Origin of the sequence: Streptomyces actinomycinicus (assembly GCF_016741775.1) — a bacterium.
Classification (GTDB): Bacteria; Actinomycetota; Actinomycetes; order Streptomycetales; family Streptomycetaceae; genus Streptomyces; species Streptomyces actinomycinicus.
Window position 1 is genome coordinate 825,686 of record NZ_JAERRK010000001.1, and the last position, 16,929, is coordinate 842,614.

Here is a 16,929-nt window from a genome sequence, read left to right on the forward strand (position 1 = left end):
GGCACAGAGTCTGCCAGAAAAGGCTTCCTCGACCGATCATCCCCTGGTCGGGTCCGCAGCGCACCTTCTACGGCGTACGGAGGACATGGGGGGCCGATGCCGTCGAGCCGCGCACCACCAGTTCCGGCATGAAGACGAACTCGCTGTGCGGTGCCGGTGTCCCGCCGATCTCCTCCAGCAGCGTGCGCACCGCGGCCTGCCCCATCGCCGGGACCGGCTTGCGGACGGTCGTCAGCGGCGGATCGGTGAAGGCGATCAGCGGGGAGTCGTCGAACCCGACCACCGACACGTCCCGGGGCACCTCCAGGCCGCGCTGCCGGGCCGCCCGTATGGCCCCCAGCGCCATCATGTCGCTGGCGCAGACCACCGCGGTGCAGTCCCGGTCGATCAGCGCCGTCGCCGCCGCCTGGCCGCCCTCCAGGGTGTACAGCGAGTGCTGGACCAGCTCGGTCTCGACGGTCTCCGCGGCGAGCCCCAGGCGGTCCTGCATCGCCCGGACGAAACCCTCGATCTTGCGCTGCACCGGCACGAACCGTTTCGGCCCGAGCGCCAGCCCGATCCTGGTGTGCCCGAGCGAGGCCAGGTGCGTCACGGCCAGCGTCATGGCCGCCCGGTCGTCGGGGGAGATGAACGGCGCCTGCACCTTCGGCGAGAACCCGTCCACCAGCACGAACGGCACGCCCTGCGCCCGCAGCCGCTCGTAGCGCTGCATGTCGGCGGTGGTGTCGGCGTGCAGCCCTGAGACGTAGATGATCCCGGCGACCCCGCGGTCCACGAGCATCTCGGTCAGCTCGTCCTCGGTCGATCCGCCGGGGGTCTGCGTGGCGAGCACCGGCGTGTAGCCCTGGCGGGTCAGCGCCTGGCCGATGACCTGGGCCAGGGCCGGGAATATCGGATTCTCCAGCTCCGGCGTGATCAGACCCACCAGGCCCTCGCTGCGCTGCCGCAGCCGCACCGGCCGCTCGTAGCCCAGTACGTCCAGCGCGGCGAGCACGGACTGGCGGGTGGTGGCGGCGACGCCCGGCTTCCCGTTGAGGACCCGGCTGACAGTCGCTTCGCTCACCCCCGCCTGCGCAGCGATGTCAGCAAGCCGTGTGGTCACGGCACTGGACTGTACCGGTCGTATCTGCCCTTGCACACCGGCCGGACGCCGGGCGCGGGCGGCCGCACGGCCCGCCGTGGATTGCTGCGTCATCGCGCTCCCTCGTCCTTCTGTGAGACTCGTACGGCAAGAACTTGCAGAGTCTTGCACAAATGAGCCGCTCCGCGCTGATCGGCGACGGAACACGGTCGCCAAAGGGCCTCGCGCAGGTCACGACCGCGTAACCTCCGGGTTTCCTTGCACTTTTTTTCTGCAAGGTCTTTCGCAACGCTTACATCGCTGTTACGTTCCGAGTCGCCCGGCCGCGGCAACGGCGCAGTCGGCAAGTCGCAGGGGCGGACGGGACCGCCCTCTGTACCACTCGGGCTTGAACCTCAAGGAGAACTCATGCGGCGTGGCATAGCGGCCTCCGCGCTGGTGGCGTCCCTCGCCCTCACGGCGACGGCGTGCGGCGGGAGCGACAACGACAGCGGCAAGTCGGACGGCCCGGTCACCATCACCTGGTGGGACACCTCCAACGCCACCAATGAGGCGCCGGCGTACAAGGCCCTGGTCCAGCAGTTCGAGGCTGCCAACAAGAACATCAAGGTCAAGTACGTCAACGTCCCCTTCGACCAGGCGCAGAACAAGTTCGACACCGCGGCCGGTGCCACGGGCGCCCCGGACGTGCTGCGCTCCGAGGTGGGCTGGACCCCCGCCTTCGCCAAGAAGGGCTACTTCCTGCCGCTGGACGGCACCGACGCCCTCTCCGAGCAGGGCAAGTTCGAGCCGAACCTGATCAAGCAGGCCCAGTACGAGGGCAAGACCTACGGCGTGCCGTTCGTCACCGACACCCTCGCGCTGGTCTACAACAAGGCCCTGTTCAAGAAGGCCGGCATCACCGAGGCCCCCAAGACCTGGGACGAGCTGAAGGCCGACGCCGCCAAGATCAAGAGCAAGGCCGGGGTCGACGGCTACTGGGGCTCCACCCAGGCCTACTACGCCCAGACCTTCCTCTACGGCGAGGGCACCGACACCGTCGACGTCGCCGCCAAGAAGATCACCGTGAACTCGGCCGAGGCCAAGAAGGGCTACGGCACCTGGCTGAGCCTGTTCTCCGGCAAGGGCCTGCACAAGGCCGACACCACCGCCGACGCCTACGCCCACATCCAGGACGCGTTCGTCAACGGCAAGGTCGCCGCGATCGTCCAGGGACCCTGGGAGATCACGAACTTCTACAAGGGCAGCGCCTTCAAGGACAAGGCGAACCTCGGCATCGCCACCGTCCCGGCCGGCTCCACCGGCAAGGCGGGCGCCCCGACCGGCGGCCACAACCTCGCGGTCTACGCCGGCTCGGACAAGGCCCACCAGCAGGCGGCGCTGAAGTTCGTGAAGTTCATGACCTCGGCGAAGTCCCAGGAGGCCATCGCCCTGAAGAACTCCACCCTGCCCACCCGCTCCGACGCCTACACCGCCCAGGTCAAGGCCGACCCCGGCATCGCCGGCTACCAGGGCGTCCTGAGCGCCGCCCAGCCCCGCCCGGCCCTGCCCGAGTACAGCAGCCTGTGGACCCCGCTCGACCAGGAGCTGCCGAAGATCGCCGGCGGCAAGGTGTCGCTGGACAAGGGCCTGAGCAACGCCGAACTGGCCATCTCCAAGCTCGTGACCGGCTTCAGCAAGTGAGCCCCGGTGGCCGTCGGATCCTCTCGTGACGGAGGGGAAGGATCCGGCGGCCACCGCCCTGTGCCCGGCCCAACCCCGTGAACCATTGAAGGTGTCGAACCATGACAGTCGCCATCGACCGCGCGACCGGCAAGCGCCGCGGTGACCGCGCGCCTCGGCCCGGGCTGGGGCAGCGCTTGAAGAACGGCCTCCAGAAGTACTGGTACGCCTACGCGATGATCGCCCCGGTGGTCATCGTGCTCGGTGTTCTCGTGGGCTACCCGCTGGCGCGGGGCGTCTACCTCACGCTCACCGACGCCAACAGCCTCAACTCGGCGCGCACGATCGGCGTCAACCACATCGACGCCACCTACAAGTTCATCGGCCTCGACAACTACCAGGACATCCTGTTCGGCCCCACGGCCTACGACCGCTTCTGGTCCCACTTCCTGTGGACCGTGGTCTGGACGGTCGCCTGCGTGGCCCTGCACTACACCATCGGACTGGGCCTCGCGCTCATGCTCAACGAGAAGCTGCGCGGCCGCACCGCCTACCGGCTGCTGCTCGTGCTGCCCTGGGCCGTGCCGACCTTCGTCACCGTCTTCTCCTGGCGGATCATGCTCGCCGACTCCGGTGTGCTCAACCAGATCCTCGGCTCCCTGCACCTGCCCCAGCCGGAATGGCTGGAGGACACCTTCTGGCAGCGGTTCGCCGCGGTCATGGTCAACACCTGGTGCGGTGTGCCGTTCATGATGCTCTCCCTGCTCGGCGGCCTGCAGTCCATCGACTCCTCGCTCTACGAGGCCGCGGAGATGGACGGCGCGAGCGCCTGGCAGCGCTTCCGGCACGTCACGCTGCCCGGTCTGCGCTCGGTCAGCTCCACCGTCGTGCTGCTCGGCATCATCTGGACCTTCAACCAGTTCGTCATCATCTTCCTGCTGTTCGGCAAGAACTCCGCCCCGGACGCCCAGATCCTCGTCACCTGGGCCTACGCACTGGGCTTCGGCCAGCAGCCACGGGACTTCGCCCAGTCCGCCGCCTACGGCGTGCTGCTGCTGTCGATCCTGACCGTCTTCACCTCCTTCTACTTCCGCTGGCTGAAGCGCAATGACCAGCTCGCCGTCTGACGCCGCAGGAGCCGCCGCCATGAGCACCACGACCCTGGACAAGACCGAGACCGCACCGGCTCCCGCCCCGGCGCCCCGGCGCCGCGTCCGCCGGCGGGGCGAGCGCGGCCCGCTCGGCGCCGCCCTGCTGCACGGCGGCCTCGCCGTGGCGAGCCTCATCGCGGTGGCCCCGGTGGCCTGGCTGTTCTACCTGTCCCTCGGCCCGGACAAGGAGGACTACCTGCACCCGGGCGAGATCGCGGGCAAGCTGACCCTGTCCAACTACCGCTTCGTGCTGGAGGACACCGCGTTCTTCGACTGGTTCAAGTCGACGCTGATCGTGGCCCTCGGCACCACCTTCATCGGTGTCTTCGTCGCCGCCACCACCGGCTACGCGGTCTCCCGCATGCGCTTCCCCGGCTACAAGCAGCTGATGTGGGTGCTGCTGCTCACCCAGGCCTTCCCGATCGCCATCCTGATCGTGCCGATGTACGAGATCTTCAGCGAACTCGGTCTGATCGACACCTACTGGTCGCTGATCATCATCAACTGTTCCACCGCGGTCCCGTACAGCGCCTGGCTGCTCAAGGGGTACTTCGACACCATCCCCTTCGAGATCGACGAGGCCGGACGTGTGGACGGGCTGAGCCCCTTCGGCACCTTCTTCCGGCTCATCCTCCCGCTGGCCCGCCCGGGCCTGGCCGTCGCCGCGTTCTACAACTTCATCACCGCCGTCGGCGAGGTCGCCTTCGCGACCACCTTCATGCTGGACGACTCCAAGTACACCTTCGCCGTCGGCCTGCAGACCTTCGTCAGCGAGCACGACGCCCAGTGGAACTACATGGCCGCCACCGCGGTGCTGATCGCGATACCCGTGACCGTGTTCTTCTACCTCGTGCAGAAGAACCTCGTCACCGGCCTCACCGCCGGCGGCACCAAGGGCTGACGCCCGCCGGAAACAGGCTCCCGCGCGCACGGTCGCGCGGGTAGGCGGGCCGCGGTGCCCATCCGACCCCGCTGTCACCGCGGCCCGCCTCGCACCTTCCGTCCGCCGCCGTACCCACGCCCACCACTGCCCTTCCCCCCACTCTCGACCGCGTTCGAGCGGGGGACCTCCATCGCATCAAGGACGCCATGAGCCAGCAGCACTCCGCCGCACCGGCCCGACACTCCGCCGCCGGCACCGTCGCCGACCGCCGCGACTGGTGGCGGGACGCGGTCATCTACCAGGTCTACCCGCGCAGTTTCGCCGACAGCAACGGCGACGGCATGGGCGACCTGGAGGGCGTACGCTCCCGCCTCCCGTACCTGCGCGACCTCGGCGTCGACGCCGTGTGGCTCAGCCCCTTCTACGCCTCCCCGCAGGCCGACGCCGGCTACGACGTCGCCGACTACCGTGCCGTCGACCCCATGTTCGGCAACCTGCTCGACGCGGACGCGCTGATCCGCGACGCCCACGAGCTGGGGCTGCGCATCATCGTGGACCTGGTCCCGAACCACTCCTCCGACCAGCACGAGTGGTTCAAGCGGGCCCTCGCCGAGGGCGCGGGCTCGCCGCTGCGCGAGCGCTACCACTTCCGCCCCGGCAAGGGGAAGAACGGCGAACTGCCGCCCAACGACTGGGAGTCCATCTTCGGCGGGCCGGCCTGGACGCGGGTCACCGAGCCGGACGGCACGCCCGGTGAGTGGTACCTGCACCTGTTCGCCCCCGAGCAGCCCGACTTCAACTGGGACCACCCGGCCGTCGGCGACGAGTTCCGCTCCATCCTGCGCTTCTGGCTGGACATGGGCGTGGACGGCTTCCGCATCGACGTCGCCCACGGTCTGGTCAAGGCCGACGGCCTGCCGGACCTCGGCTCCCACGACCAGCTGAAACTGCTGGGCAACGATGTCATGCCGTTCTTCGACCAGGACGGCGTGCACGCCATCTACCGGCAGTGGCGCACGATCTGCGACGAGTACGCGGGCGAGCGCATCTTCGTGGCGGAGGCCTGGACCCCGACCGTCGAGCGCACCGCCAACTACGTGCGCCCCGACGAACTCCACCAGGCCTTCAACTTCCAGTACCTCGGCACCGAATGGGACGCGGAGGAGCTGCGCACGGTCATCGACCGCACCCTGGAGGCCATGCGGCCGGTCGGCGCCCCCGCCACCTGGGTGCTGTCCAACCACGACGTCACCCGGCACGCCACCCGCTTCGCCAACCCGCCCGGCCTCGGCACCCAGATCCGTACCGCGGGCGACCGGGAACTGGGCCTGCGCCGGGCCCGCGCCGCCACCCTGCTGATGCTCGCCCTGCCCGGCTCGGCGTACGTCTACCAGGGCGAGGAACTGGGCCTCCCGGACGTCGTGGACCTGCCCGACGAGGTGCGCCAGGACCCGGCGTACTTCCGCGGGGCCGGCCAGGACGGCTTCCGCGACGGCTGCCGGGTGCCGATCCCGTGGACCCGTACGGGCAGCTCGTACGGCTTCGGCAGCGGCGGCAGCTGGCTCCCGCAGCCGGCGAGCTGGGCCGAGCTGAGCGTGGAGGCGCAGACCGGCGTCGCCGACTCCACCCTGGAGCTGTACCGGGCCGCCCTGCGCGTGCGGCGGGCGCAGCCGGACCTCGGCGCGGGCGACGCGGTGGAGTGGCTGAGGGCGCCCGAGGGCGTCCTGGCCTTCCGGCGCGGTGAGTTCGTGTGCGTCGCGAACACCACGGGCGAGTCGGTCATGACCCCGGCGTACGGCCGGCTGCTGCTCGCCAGCGGGGAGATCGCCGAGACCGGCGGCGAGGCGAAGGTGCCCGCGGACACCACCGTGTGGTGGACCGCGGCGGTCTGACGCCCCGTCCGGAAAGTTCTTGCATCAACTTCACAACGGCCCGCTGTCTTTCCGGCAGCGGGCCTTTAACATCTGCGTCACCGCAAGTTTGCTGAAACATTTCAGCAAGCGTCCCCAGCGGTCCTCCCCGCCTTCAATGTCGAAGGACCCCACATGGCACGCAGAATCCTCCCCGCGGTGCTGGCCCTCGCGGCCGCCGCCACCGTTGGCATGAACCCGACGAACGCCGCGGCCGCACCGCCCGGCACCAAGGACGTCACCGCCGTCCTCTTCGAGTGGAACTACGCCTCGGTCGCCAAGGAGTGCACCCACACCCTCGGCCCCGCCGGCTACGGATACGTCCAGGTCTCCCCACCCGCCGAGCACATACCGGGCGCGCAGTGGTGGACGTCGTACCAGCCGGTGTCGTACAAGATCGCGGGCCGCCTCGGCGACCGCACGGCGTTCCAGAGCATGGTGAACACCTGCCACGCGGCCGGAGTGAAGGTCGTCGTCGACACGGTGGTCAACCACATGGCGGCGGGCAACGGCACCGGCACCGGCGGCTCGTCGTACACGAAGTACGGCTATCCGGGCCTGTACTCGGGCTACGACTTCGACGACTGCACCGCCCAGGTGTCGAACTACTCCGACCGCTGGAACGTCCAGCACTGCGAACTCGTCGGCCTGGCGGACCTGGACACCGGCGAGGAGTATGTCCGCAAGACGATCGCCGGATACCTGAACGACCTGCTCACCCTGGGCGTGGACGGCTTCCGCATCGACGCGGCCAAGCACATCCCGGCCGACGACCTCGCCAACATCAAGAGCCGGCTGACCAACCCCTCGGTCTACTGGAAGCAGGAGGTCATCTACGGCGCGGGCGAGGCCGTCCAGCCCTCCGAGTACACCGGCAACGGGGACGTCCAGGAGTTCCGCTACGCCTACGACCTCAAGCGCGTCTTCACCAGCGAGAAGCTGGCGTACCTCACCAACTACGGTGAGGGCTGGGGATATCTGGGCAGCCCGGCCGCCGGGGTCTTCGTGGACAACCACGACACCGAGCGCAACGGCAGCACCCTGAACTACAAGGCCGGCGCCGACTACACCCTGGCCAACGTCTTCATGCTCGCCTGGCCGTACGGCGCCCCGGACGTCAACTCCGGCTACGAATGGTCGGACGTCGACGCCGGACCGCCCAACGGGGGCAAGGTCAACGCCTGTTGGCAGGACGGGTGGAAGTGCCAGCACGCCTGGCCGGAGATCATCCGCATGGTCGCCTTCCGCAACGCGACCCGCGGCCAGTCGGTCACCGACTGGTGGGACAACGGCAACGACGCGATCGCGTTCGGCCGGGGCGGCAAGGGCTACGTGGCCATCAATCACGAGACCGGCAGCCTGACCAGGACGTACCAGACCTCCCTGCCCGCGGGGACCTACTGCAACGTCCAGAACAACACCACGGTGACCGTGAACTCCGGCGGGCAGTTCACCGCCACCCTCGGCCCGAACACCGCTCTCGCGATCTACGCGGGCAAGTCCGGTTGCTGAACCCGCAGGGGACGCACCACGGTGTCACGGCCCGGGCGGCTGGTGAAAGGTCTTTCCATCGCTTTCAAGCCCCTTGCTGAAACCTTGCGTTGGCGATACGGTCACGCGGGCGCCCGGCAGCGGAGCCGCGCCGCGGCGTAGGGGTCGGACCCGAAAGAGCCGTACTCGCAAGGAGTTCCCGCCTGTGACACCGAGATGGCCGGCGCCCCCCACGCGCCGCACCCCACATGTCAGAAGGGCGGCGGCCGTCACCGCCGCCGCCCTCGCAGCAGCACTGGTGCAGCCCCTCACGGCGCACGCCGCCACCCCGCCGGCACCCCCTTCGGACGCACGGCTCGCATCCGTGCCCGCCCGGCACGACGACACCCGCGAGCAGTTCTACTTCGTCATGCCGGATCGTTTCGCCAACGGCGACAGGTCCAACGACAGGGGCGGACTGACCGGCTCCCGTCTCAGCACCGGCTACGACCCCGCCGACAAGGGCTTCTACCAGGGCGGCGACCTCAAGGGCCTGACGAAGAAACTCGACTACATCAAGGGGCTCGGCACCACCGCCATCTGGATGGCGCCGATCTTCAAGAACCGCCCGGTGCAGGGCACCGGTTCGAACGCCTCCGCCGGGTACCACGGTTACTGGATCACCGACTTCACCCGGGTCGACCCGCACTTCGGCACCGACAAGGACCTCCAGACCCTCATCTCCAAGGCGCACGCCAAGGGCATGAAGGTCTTCTTCGACGTCATCACCAACCACACCGCCGACGTCGTGGACTACAAGGAGAAGACCTACGACTACCTGTCCAAGGGTGCCTTCCCCTACCTGACGAAGGACGGGCGGCCCTTCGACGACGCCGACCACGCCGACGGCCGCCGGAGGTTCCCGGCCGTCGACGCCGGCTCGTTCCCGCGCACGCCGGAGATCACCAGCGACAGCAAGGTCCCGGCCTGGCTCAACGACCCGACGATGTACCACAACCGCGGCGACTCCACGTACGCGGGCGAGTCCGCGACGTACGGGGACTTCTCCGGGCTCGACGACCTGTGGACCGAGCGTCCCGAGGTCGTCATCGGCATGGAGAAGATCTACCAGCGCTGGGTGAGGGACTTCGGCATCGACGGCTTCCGGATCGACACCGTGAAGCACGTGAACATGGAGTTCTGGACGCAGTGGGCGACGGCGCTGGACAAGTACGCCGCCGCGCACGGCCGCAAGAACTTCTTCATGTTCGGTGAGGTCTATTCCGCCGACGCCTCGGTCACCTCCCCGTACGTCACCCGGGGCCGCCTGGACGCCACCCTCGACTTCCCCTTCCAGGACGCCGCCCGCCAGTACGCCTCCCAGGGCGGCAGCGCGCAGAAGCTGGCCGGTGTCTTCGGCGACGACTACCGGTACACGACCGACAAGGCCAACGCCTACGAACAGGTCACCTTCCTCGGCAACCACGACATGGGCCGCATCGGGTACTTCCTGAAGCAGGACGACCCGAAGGCGACCGACGCCGAGATCCTCGCCAAGGACCGGCTCGCCAACCAGCTGATGTTCCTCAGCCGCGGCAACCCGGTCGTCTACTACGGCGACGAACAGGGCTTCACCGGCTCCGGCGGCGACAAGGACGCCCGCCAGACGATGTTCGCCTCCAAGGTCGCCGACTACCTCGACGACGACGAGATAGGCACCGGCCGCACCCACGCGAGCGACGCCTACGACACCGAGGCACCGCTCTACCGGGAGATCGCCGCCCTCGCGAAGCTCCGGAAGGACAACCCGGCGCTCACCGACGGAGTCCAGACCGAGCGGTACGCGGCCGACGGCCCCGGCGTCTACGCCTTCACCCGCACGGACGCCAGGACCGGCGCCGAGTACGTCGTCGCCTTCAACAACGCGGGCGAGGCCAGGACCGCGGCCTTCGCGACCGGCTCCGCGGACATGACGTACCGCGGGATCTACGGCACGGACGCCACCGCGAGGACCGGCGCCGACAGGAAGATCACCGTCACCGTCCCGGCCGGCTCCGCCGTCGTCCTGCGGGCGGCCGGCACCCTCGCCGAGCCGGAGACCAAGCCCGAGATCACCCTGAAGGCCCCGGACACCGGTGCGACCGGGACCGTCGAACCGGCCGCCGACGTCGACGGCGGCCGGCTCGACCGGGTCGTCTTCGCCGCCCAGGTGGGCAACGGCGCGTGGCGCGTCCTCGGCTCCGCCGACCACGCCCCCTACAAGGTCACCCAGACCATCGGCAAGGACGTCCCCGCCGGCACCGCCCTGCGCTACAAGGCCGTCGTGATCGACTCCGCGGGCCGGACCGCGAGCGCCACGGCGAGCAGCACCACCGGCACGCCGCCCGCCCCCGAGGTCCCCACGGCCTCCTCCCGCGACTACGCGATCGTCCACTACAAGCGCACCGACGGCGACTACGCCGACTGGGGCCTGTACGCCTGGGGCGACCTCGCCGACGGCGAGGCCACGAACTGGCCCGCCAGCCACCCCTTCACCGGCCGCGACGCCTACGGCGCCTTCGCCTACGTCAAGCTGAAGTCCGGCGCCTCGAACGTCGGCTTCCTGGTCATCGACAAGGACGGCGACAAGGACGTCTCCACCGACCGCACGATCGACGTCACCAGGACGGGCGAGGTCTGGATCGAGCAGGGCAAGCCGGACGTCCGGACCCACAGGCCCGACCTCCCCGCACAGGACGGGACCAAGGCGGTCGTCCACTACCACCGCGCCGACGGGAACTACGACGGCTGGGGCCTGCACGTCTGGACCGGCGCCGCGAACCCCACCGACTGGTCGAACCCCCTGAAGCCGGTGAAGACTGATGCCTATGGCGCGGTCTACGAGGTGCCGCTCAGCGGCGGTGCCACCAGCCTCAGCTACATCATCCACAAGGGCGACGACAAGGATCTCCCCGCCGACCAGTCCCTGGACCTCAAGACCAACGGTTACGAGGTGTGGCTGTTGAACGGCCAGGAGAAGTACCTGCTGCCCCAGCCCGCGGGCAGCGCCGCCGCCCTCGACCTGACCACCTCCAAGGCGGTCTGGATCGACCGGGACACGGTCGCCTGGAACGGCGTCGACGGTGCCGCCTCCACCCAGCTGCTGTACTCCCGCGACGGCTCGATCGCCGTCCAGGACGGGACGCTGACCAGCGACGACGAGCGCTGGCTGCGGCTGACCAGGAGCACGCTCACCGACGCCCAGAAGGCCAGGTTCCCGCACCTGAAGGACTACACCGCCTGGTCCGTCGACCCGCGCGACCGGGACCGGGTCCGCCGGGCGCTGAGCGGCCAGATCGTGGCCACGCAGCGCGCGGCGAACGGCGCGGTGCTCGCCGCGACCGGCGTCCAGATCGCGGGCGTCCTCGACGACGTGTACGACGCGACCGGGGCGAAGCTCGGACCGGTCTTCCACCACGGAAAGCCGACCCTCTCCGTCTGGGCGCCGACGGCACAGAGCGTCTCCCTGGAGCTGGCCGGCTCGAAGGTGGCCATGCACCGCGACACGGCCACCGGCGTCTGGTCCGTGACGGGTCCCGCGTCCTGGAAGAACAAGCCCTACCGGTACGTCGTGAAGGTCTGGGCCCCGAGCGTCCGCAAGGTCGTGACGAACAAGGTCACCGACCCCTACTCGCTCGCCCTCACCGCGAACTCCGAGCGCAGCCTGGTCGTCGACCTGGACGACCGGGCCCTCGCCCCGGGCGGCTGGTCGGCCCTGCGCAAGCCCGAGGCCGTACCGCTGAAGGACGCGCAGATCCAGGAGTTGCACATCCGGGACTTCTCCGTCGCCGACAAGACGGTCCCGGCCGAGCACCAGGGCACCTACCTGGCCTTCACCGACAAGGGCGGCGACGGCTCGAAGCACCTGCGCGAACTGGCGAAGTCGGGCACCTCGTACGTGCACCTGCTGCCCGCCTTCGACATCGCCACCATCCCCGAGAAGAAGGCCGACCAGGCGAGCCCCGACTGCGACCTGGCCTCCTTCGCCGCCGACTCCGACAAGCAGCAGGAGTGCGTCGCCCGGACGGCCGCGAAGGACGCCTACAACTGGGGCTACGACCCGTACCACTACACGGTCCCGGAGGGCTCGTACGCCACCGACCCGGACGGCACCGCGCGCACGGTCCAGTTCCGCAAGATGGTCAAGGCGCTCAACGACGACGGCCTCCGGGTCGTCATGGACGTCGTCTACAACCACACGGCGGCCAGCGGCCAGGCGGACACCAGCGTGCTGGACAAGATCGTGCCGGGCTACTACCAGCGGCTCCTCGCCGACGGACGCGTGGCCGACAGCACCTGCTGCGCCAACACCGCGGCCGAGAACGCCATGATGGGCAAGCTGGTGGTGGACTCGATCGTCACCTGGGCCAGGCAGTACAAGGTCGACGGTTTCCGCTTCGACCTGATGGGCCACCACCCGAAGGCCAACATCCTCGCCGTGCGCAAGGCGCTCGACGCGCTGACCGTCGCGAAGGACGGCGTCGACGGCAAGAAGATCATCCTGTACGGCGAGGGCTGGAACTTCGGCGAGGTCGCGAACGACGCCCGCTTCGTGCAGGCCACGCAGGCGAACATGGCCGGCACCGGCGTCGCCACCTTCTCCGACCGCGCCCGTGACGCGGTGCGCGGCGGCGGCCCCTTCGACGCGGACCCCGGTGTCCAGGGCTTCGGGTCCGGGCTCTACACCGACCCCAACTCCTCCACGGCCAACGGCACGAAGGAGGAGCAGAAGGCCCGCCTGCTGCACTACCAGGACCTGATCAAGGTGGGTCTGTCCGGCAACCTGAAGTCCTTCACCTTCACCGACACCGCCGGCAAGGAGGTCAAGGGCTCCGAGGTCGACTACAACGGCGCACCCGCCGGCTACGCGGACGCGCCCGGTGACGCCCTCGCCTACGTGGACGCCCATGACAACGAGTCGCTGTTCGACGCGCTGACGTACAAGCTCCCCAAGGACACGTCCGCCGCGGACCGGGCCCGCATGCAGGTCCTGGCGATGGCCACGGCCGCCCTCTCGCAGGGGCCGGCGCTCTCCCAGGCGGGCACCGACCTGCTGCGCTCCAAGTCGCTGGACCGCAACTCCTTCGACAGCGGCGACTGGTTCAACGCCATCCACTGGAACTGCGCCGACGGCAACGGTTTCGGACGCGGGCTGCCCCCGGCCGCCGACAACCGGTCCAAGTGGGACCACGCCAGGCCGCTGCTGGGTTCGGTCCGGGTCGGCTGTCCGCAGATCACCGCTGCCTCGGCCGCCTACCAGGACCTGCTGAAGATCCGTACGACCGAGCGGGCGTTCTCGCTCGGCACGGCCGCGCAGGTACAGCAGCACCTGGCGTTCCCGCTGTCCGGCAAGGACGAGACGCCCGGCGTGCTCACCATGCGGCTCGGTGACCTGGTCGTCGTGTTCAACGCCACCCCCGGGCAGCAGGAGCAGCGGATCCCGGCGCTGGCCGGGGACCACTACCGGCTGCACCCGGTGCAGGCCGCCGGAACCGACGCGGTGGTGAAGACCTCCGCCTACGCGGCCGGCTCCGGCACCTTCACCGTGCCGGCGCGGACCGTGGCCGTGTTCACGCGCGCGGCGAAGTAGGGTCTGGTCGTCGCCGCAGAACAGGAGTGCTCATGCCGCAGATCACCATCGACTACTCGGACACCATGGAGAACGCCTTCGACCGTGAGGGCTATGCCCTGGCGCTGCACGAGGTGACCGTGGAGATCGCGGCGGCCAAGCCGGAGGCCTGCAAGACGCAGTTCCGGCCGAGCACCTCCACCGTGTTCGGGTACGAGGACCCCGGGGCGCGCGGGCACGCGATCGTGCACGTGACGATCGGGCTCCTCGCCGGACGCAGCGACGAGACGAAGGCACAGCTCGCGCAGGCGGCCCTGGAGCTGCTCCGGGGGCATGTGGCGGAGACCGCGTTCACCGTGCACGCCTCCGCCGAGGTCCGTGACCTCGACGCGTCGTACCGCAGGTTCGACCGCTAGCGTCCGCTCAGGACGCCAGGGACATGAGCCGGCCGGCCAGCTCCGCGAAGGGGCCGTCGGCCGGCTCGTCCTTCACCATCGTCCGCAGCAGCTCGGCCATGTCCGTGTCGTAGGCCGCGCTGACGGCGGCGAGTGCGGCGAAGTCGTGCACCAGCTGCAGCTCCAGCTCGGCGCGCGGGATGCGCCGGCCGTCCAGCCAGATCAGTGCCGTCGACTCGGCGAGCGAGATCCAGGAGCGGACGACCAGTTCCAGTCGCGGGGGTGCCTCGGTGACGCCCAGGTGCGAAAGCATCTGGACATAGGCGGCCTGTCGTACGGAGTCGACGAGGGCGTTGGTCGTCGAGGAGCCGACAGCCGGGCCGCCGCGCATCAGCGCCGAGAAACCGGGCCCGTGCTCGTCCACGAAGTCGAAGAAGCGGCACATCACGCGGAGCAGCCGGGCGCCGAGCGGACCCTCGTGCGGCTCGGCGAAGCGGCTCGCGAGATCTTCCGAGGCACGCTTCAACGCCGCTTCGTACAGGCTGAGTTTGCCCGGGAAGTAGTGGTAGACGAGCGGCCGCGAGATGCCCGCGGCCGACGCTATCTCGTCGATGGAGACCTCGTCGGGCGAGCGTCGGCTGAACAGCTCGAGGGCGACGCCGATCAGCTGCTGCCGACGCTCCTCGACGCCCATCCTGCGGCGAACCCCGGTACTCATGCGAACACCTTACCGATTGAATTCGGCCGCACGCGTTCACATGTCGAGCACCAGGCGATCGCTCCGCGCCCGCGACACACAGATCAGCATCGAGTCGCCACGCTCCGCATCCGTCAGCAGCTCGTCCCGGTGATCCACCTCCCCCTCCAGCACCCGCTGTTGGCAGGTCCCGCAGAAGCCCTGTTCGCAGGAGTAGGCGGTGTCGGGCAGTGCGCCGCGCACGGCGGCCAGCACGGTCGAGCCGGCCGGCACGGTCAACGTCCGTCCACTGCGCCGGAGTTCCAGCTCGAACTCGGTGTCGCCGCCGGCGGTGGTGCGCGGCGCGAACCGCTCCAGGTGCAGGGTGGCACCCGCGGGCAGCTTCTCCTCCACCGCCGCCATCAGGCCTTCGGGGCCGCAGCAGTAGACGGCGGTGCCCTCGGCCGTGTCCGCGAACAGGGTGGCCAGATCGGGCCGCCCGTCCTCGTCCTCGGCGATCACCGTCACCCGCTCCCGGGCGCCCGGCCCCGCTGCCGTCCCGGCGAGCCCCTGCACCTCCTCCAGGAACGGCATCGAGGCGCGCGTCCGGCCGCCGTACAGCAGCCGCCACTCGGTGCCCTCCGGCAGCGCCCGCAGCATCGGCAGGATCGGGGTGATGCCGATACCGCCCGCGACGAAGACGTACGCGGGCGCCTCGGCCAGGGGGAAACGGTTCCTCGGTCCGCGCACCTCCAGCTCCATGCCCTCGGTCAGCTGCTCGTGCACCTCCCGGGAGCCGCCCCGCCCGTCCTCCACCAGCCGGGCGGCGACCGTGTAGGAGGAGGTGTCCTGGGGATCCCCGCACAGCGAGTACTGCCGGACGAGCCCTGACGGCAGCACCAGGTCGAGATGGGCGCCCGGCTCCCAGCGCGGCAACCCGCCACCCTCCAGACGGAGTCGGACGACCCCGTCGGCGACCGTCTCGTGCGAGGTGAGCAGGAGCCGCAGGGCCCGGGAGCGGGGCCGGCCGGAGACCGGCGGGTCCAGCGCGGGCAGCGGCCACAGCGGTGAGACCCGGACCCGGCGGCGCAGGGCCCGGCGGGTGAGCAGGGCGGCGCCCGCGACGAGCGCGACCGTGCGCAGCCGGGGCATCACGCACCTGCCTTCTGCGCGGCGAGCGCGGCGGGGGAGGAGGCCAGGTACGCCACGGCCTGGGCGGTGGAGCCCTCCTGGGAAGGGTGGTAGCTGCGGCTGAGGTAGCGCGGGACGGACCTGAGCATGTCCCCGGTGGCGGGGAGCGTGCCCTGCCGGCCGCGCACGTAGAAGTCCTTGAGGGAGGCCTTCGGGTCCGTCAGCGTCGGATCGTTCTCCAGGAAGAAGCGGATCCCGCGCTGCCACAGGAACACCAGCGCCGAGAAGGCCGTCGCCCAGGTACGCGCCCGGCGCCGGTAGCCGCCGTCGACGTGCAGGAACAGGTCGAAGGCCACGGACCTGTGCTCGACCTCCTCGGCGCCGTGCCAGCGCAGCAGGTCCAGCATGGTCGGGTCGGCGCCGCGCCGGTCCAGCTCGGCGGCGTTGAGCACCCAGTCGCCGAGGAAGGCCGTGTAGTGCTCGATGGCCGCGATCAGCGCGACCCGCTCCATCAGCCACCACCTGCGGGCCCTGCCCGGCGGCAGCGTGCGGTCGCCCAGCAGCTTCTCGAAGAACCAGTCGACCTGCGCGGTGTACGGCGTCGGGTCGAGTCCCTGTTCCCGCAGGTGCGGCAGCACCTCGTCGTGGGCCCGGGAGTGCATGGCCTCCTGCCCGATGAAGCCGAGGACGTCCTCACGGAGCCGGTCGTCCCGGATCAGCGGCAGCACCTGCTTGTAGACGTGCACGAACCATCGCTCCCCGGCGGGCAGCAGCAGGTGCAGCACATTGATGGTGTGCGTGGTGAACGGATCGCCGGGCACCCAGTGCAGCGGTGTGTCCTCCCACGAGAAGGACACGTTGCGGGCCTTGAGCGCGATGCGTTCGGACTCCACGGACCGGGCCGGCGTGTTAGACATGGCGTCAATGTACTGGCGGGTAGGACGCCTGAGAAGCCCCGTGGC

11 protein-coding genes are annotated in these 16,929 nt (G+C 69.8%); 7 read left to right on the plus strand and 4 right to left on the minus strand.

The genetic code is table 11. The annotated features are described in order from the left end of the window. Nucleotides 1-67: 67 nt before the first annotated feature. On the minus strand, nt 68-1,102 hold the full coding sequence (locus JK359_RS03755; protein ID WP_201831518.1) for a LacI family DNA-binding transcriptional regulator: 1,035 nt from the start codon (nt 1,100-1,102) through the stop codon (nt 68-70). Between the two features lie 387 nt (nt 1,103-1,489). On the opposite strand from JK359_RS03755, the gene JK359_RS03760 reads away from it, so the two are divergent. The 7 genes from JK359_RS03760 to JK359_RS03790 all read left to right on the plus strand — a co-directional run bounded on the left by JK359_RS03760 (nt 1,490) and on the right by JK359_RS03790 (nt 14,181). Then, nucleotides 1,490-2,764, plus strand: coding sequence for an extracellular solute-binding protein (locus tag JK359_RS03760; RefSeq protein WP_201831520.1), 1,275 nt, complete (start codon nt 1,490-1,492; stop codon nt 2,762-2,764). 101 nt (nt 2,765-2,865) lie between these two features. After that, complete coding sequence (locus JK359_RS03765; protein ID WP_201831522.1) at nt 2,866-3,870, plus strand: carbohydrate ABC transporter permease; 1,005 nt, start codon at nt 2,866-2,868, stop codon at nt 3,868-3,870. A 19-nt stretch (nt 3,871-3,889) separates the two neighbouring features. Then, nucleotides 3,890-4,795, plus strand: a complete 906-nt coding sequence (locus JK359_RS03770; RefSeq protein ID WP_201831524.1) for a sugar ABC transporter permease — start codon at nt 3,890-3,892, stop codon at nt 4,793-4,795. Between the two features lie 188 nt (nt 4,796-4,983). Beyond that, on the plus strand, nt 4,984-6,669 hold the full coding sequence (locus tag JK359_RS03775) for a glycoside hydrolase family 13 protein (RefSeq protein WP_201831525.1): 1,686 nt from the start codon (nt 4,984-4,986) through the stop codon (nt 6,667-6,669). A gap of 153 nt (nt 6,670-6,822) precedes the next feature. Beyond that, nucleotides 6,823-8,199 carry an alpha-amylase gene (locus JK359_RS03780; RefSeq protein ID WP_201831527.1) on the plus strand — a complete coding sequence of 459 codons (1,377 nt, stop codon included), beginning with the start codon at nt 6,823-6,825 and terminating at the stop codon, nt 8,197-8,199. Between the two features lie 184 nt (nt 8,200-8,383). Beyond that, a complete protein-coding gene (pulA, locus tag JK359_RS03785; protein ID WP_201831529.1) occupies nt 8,384-13,786 on the plus strand; it encodes a pullulanase-type alpha-1,6-glucosidase in 5,403 nt (1,800 codons plus the stop codon). Nucleotides 13,787-13,818: 32 nt separating this feature from the next. Then, on the plus strand, nt 13,819-14,181 hold the full coding sequence (locus tag JK359_RS03790) for a 5-carboxymethyl-2-hydroxymuconate Delta-isomerase (RefSeq protein WP_201831531.1): 363 nt from the start codon (nt 13,819-13,821) through the stop codon (nt 14,179-14,181). Between the two features lie 7 nt (nt 14,182-14,188). Here the strand turns inward: JK359_RS03790 and JK359_RS03795 are convergent, their stop codons facing one another. The 3 genes from JK359_RS03795 to JK359_RS03805 are packed head-to-tail and all read right to left on the minus strand — an operon-like array spanning nt 14,189 to nt 16,884. Next, on the minus strand, nt 14,189-14,878 hold the full coding sequence (locus tag JK359_RS03795; RefSeq protein WP_236677144.1) for a TetR/AcrR family transcriptional regulator: 690 nt from the start codon (nt 14,876-14,878) through the stop codon (nt 14,189-14,191). A 36-nt stretch (nt 14,879-14,914) separates the two neighbouring features. Then, nucleotides 14,915-15,988 carry a PDR/VanB family oxidoreductase gene (locus JK359_RS03800; RefSeq protein WP_201831533.1) on the minus strand — a complete coding sequence of 358 codons (1,074 nt, stop codon included), beginning with the start codon at nt 15,986-15,988 and terminating at the stop codon, nt 14,915-14,917. Further along, a complete protein-coding gene (locus JK359_RS03805; RefSeq protein ID WP_201831535.1) occupies nt 15,988-16,884 on the minus strand; it encodes a metal-dependent hydrolase in 897 nt (298 codons plus the stop codon). The genes JK359_RS03800 and JK359_RS03805 overlap by 1 nt, the downstream gene beginning before the upstream one ends. Nucleotides 16,885-16,929: the final 45 nt, after the last annotated feature.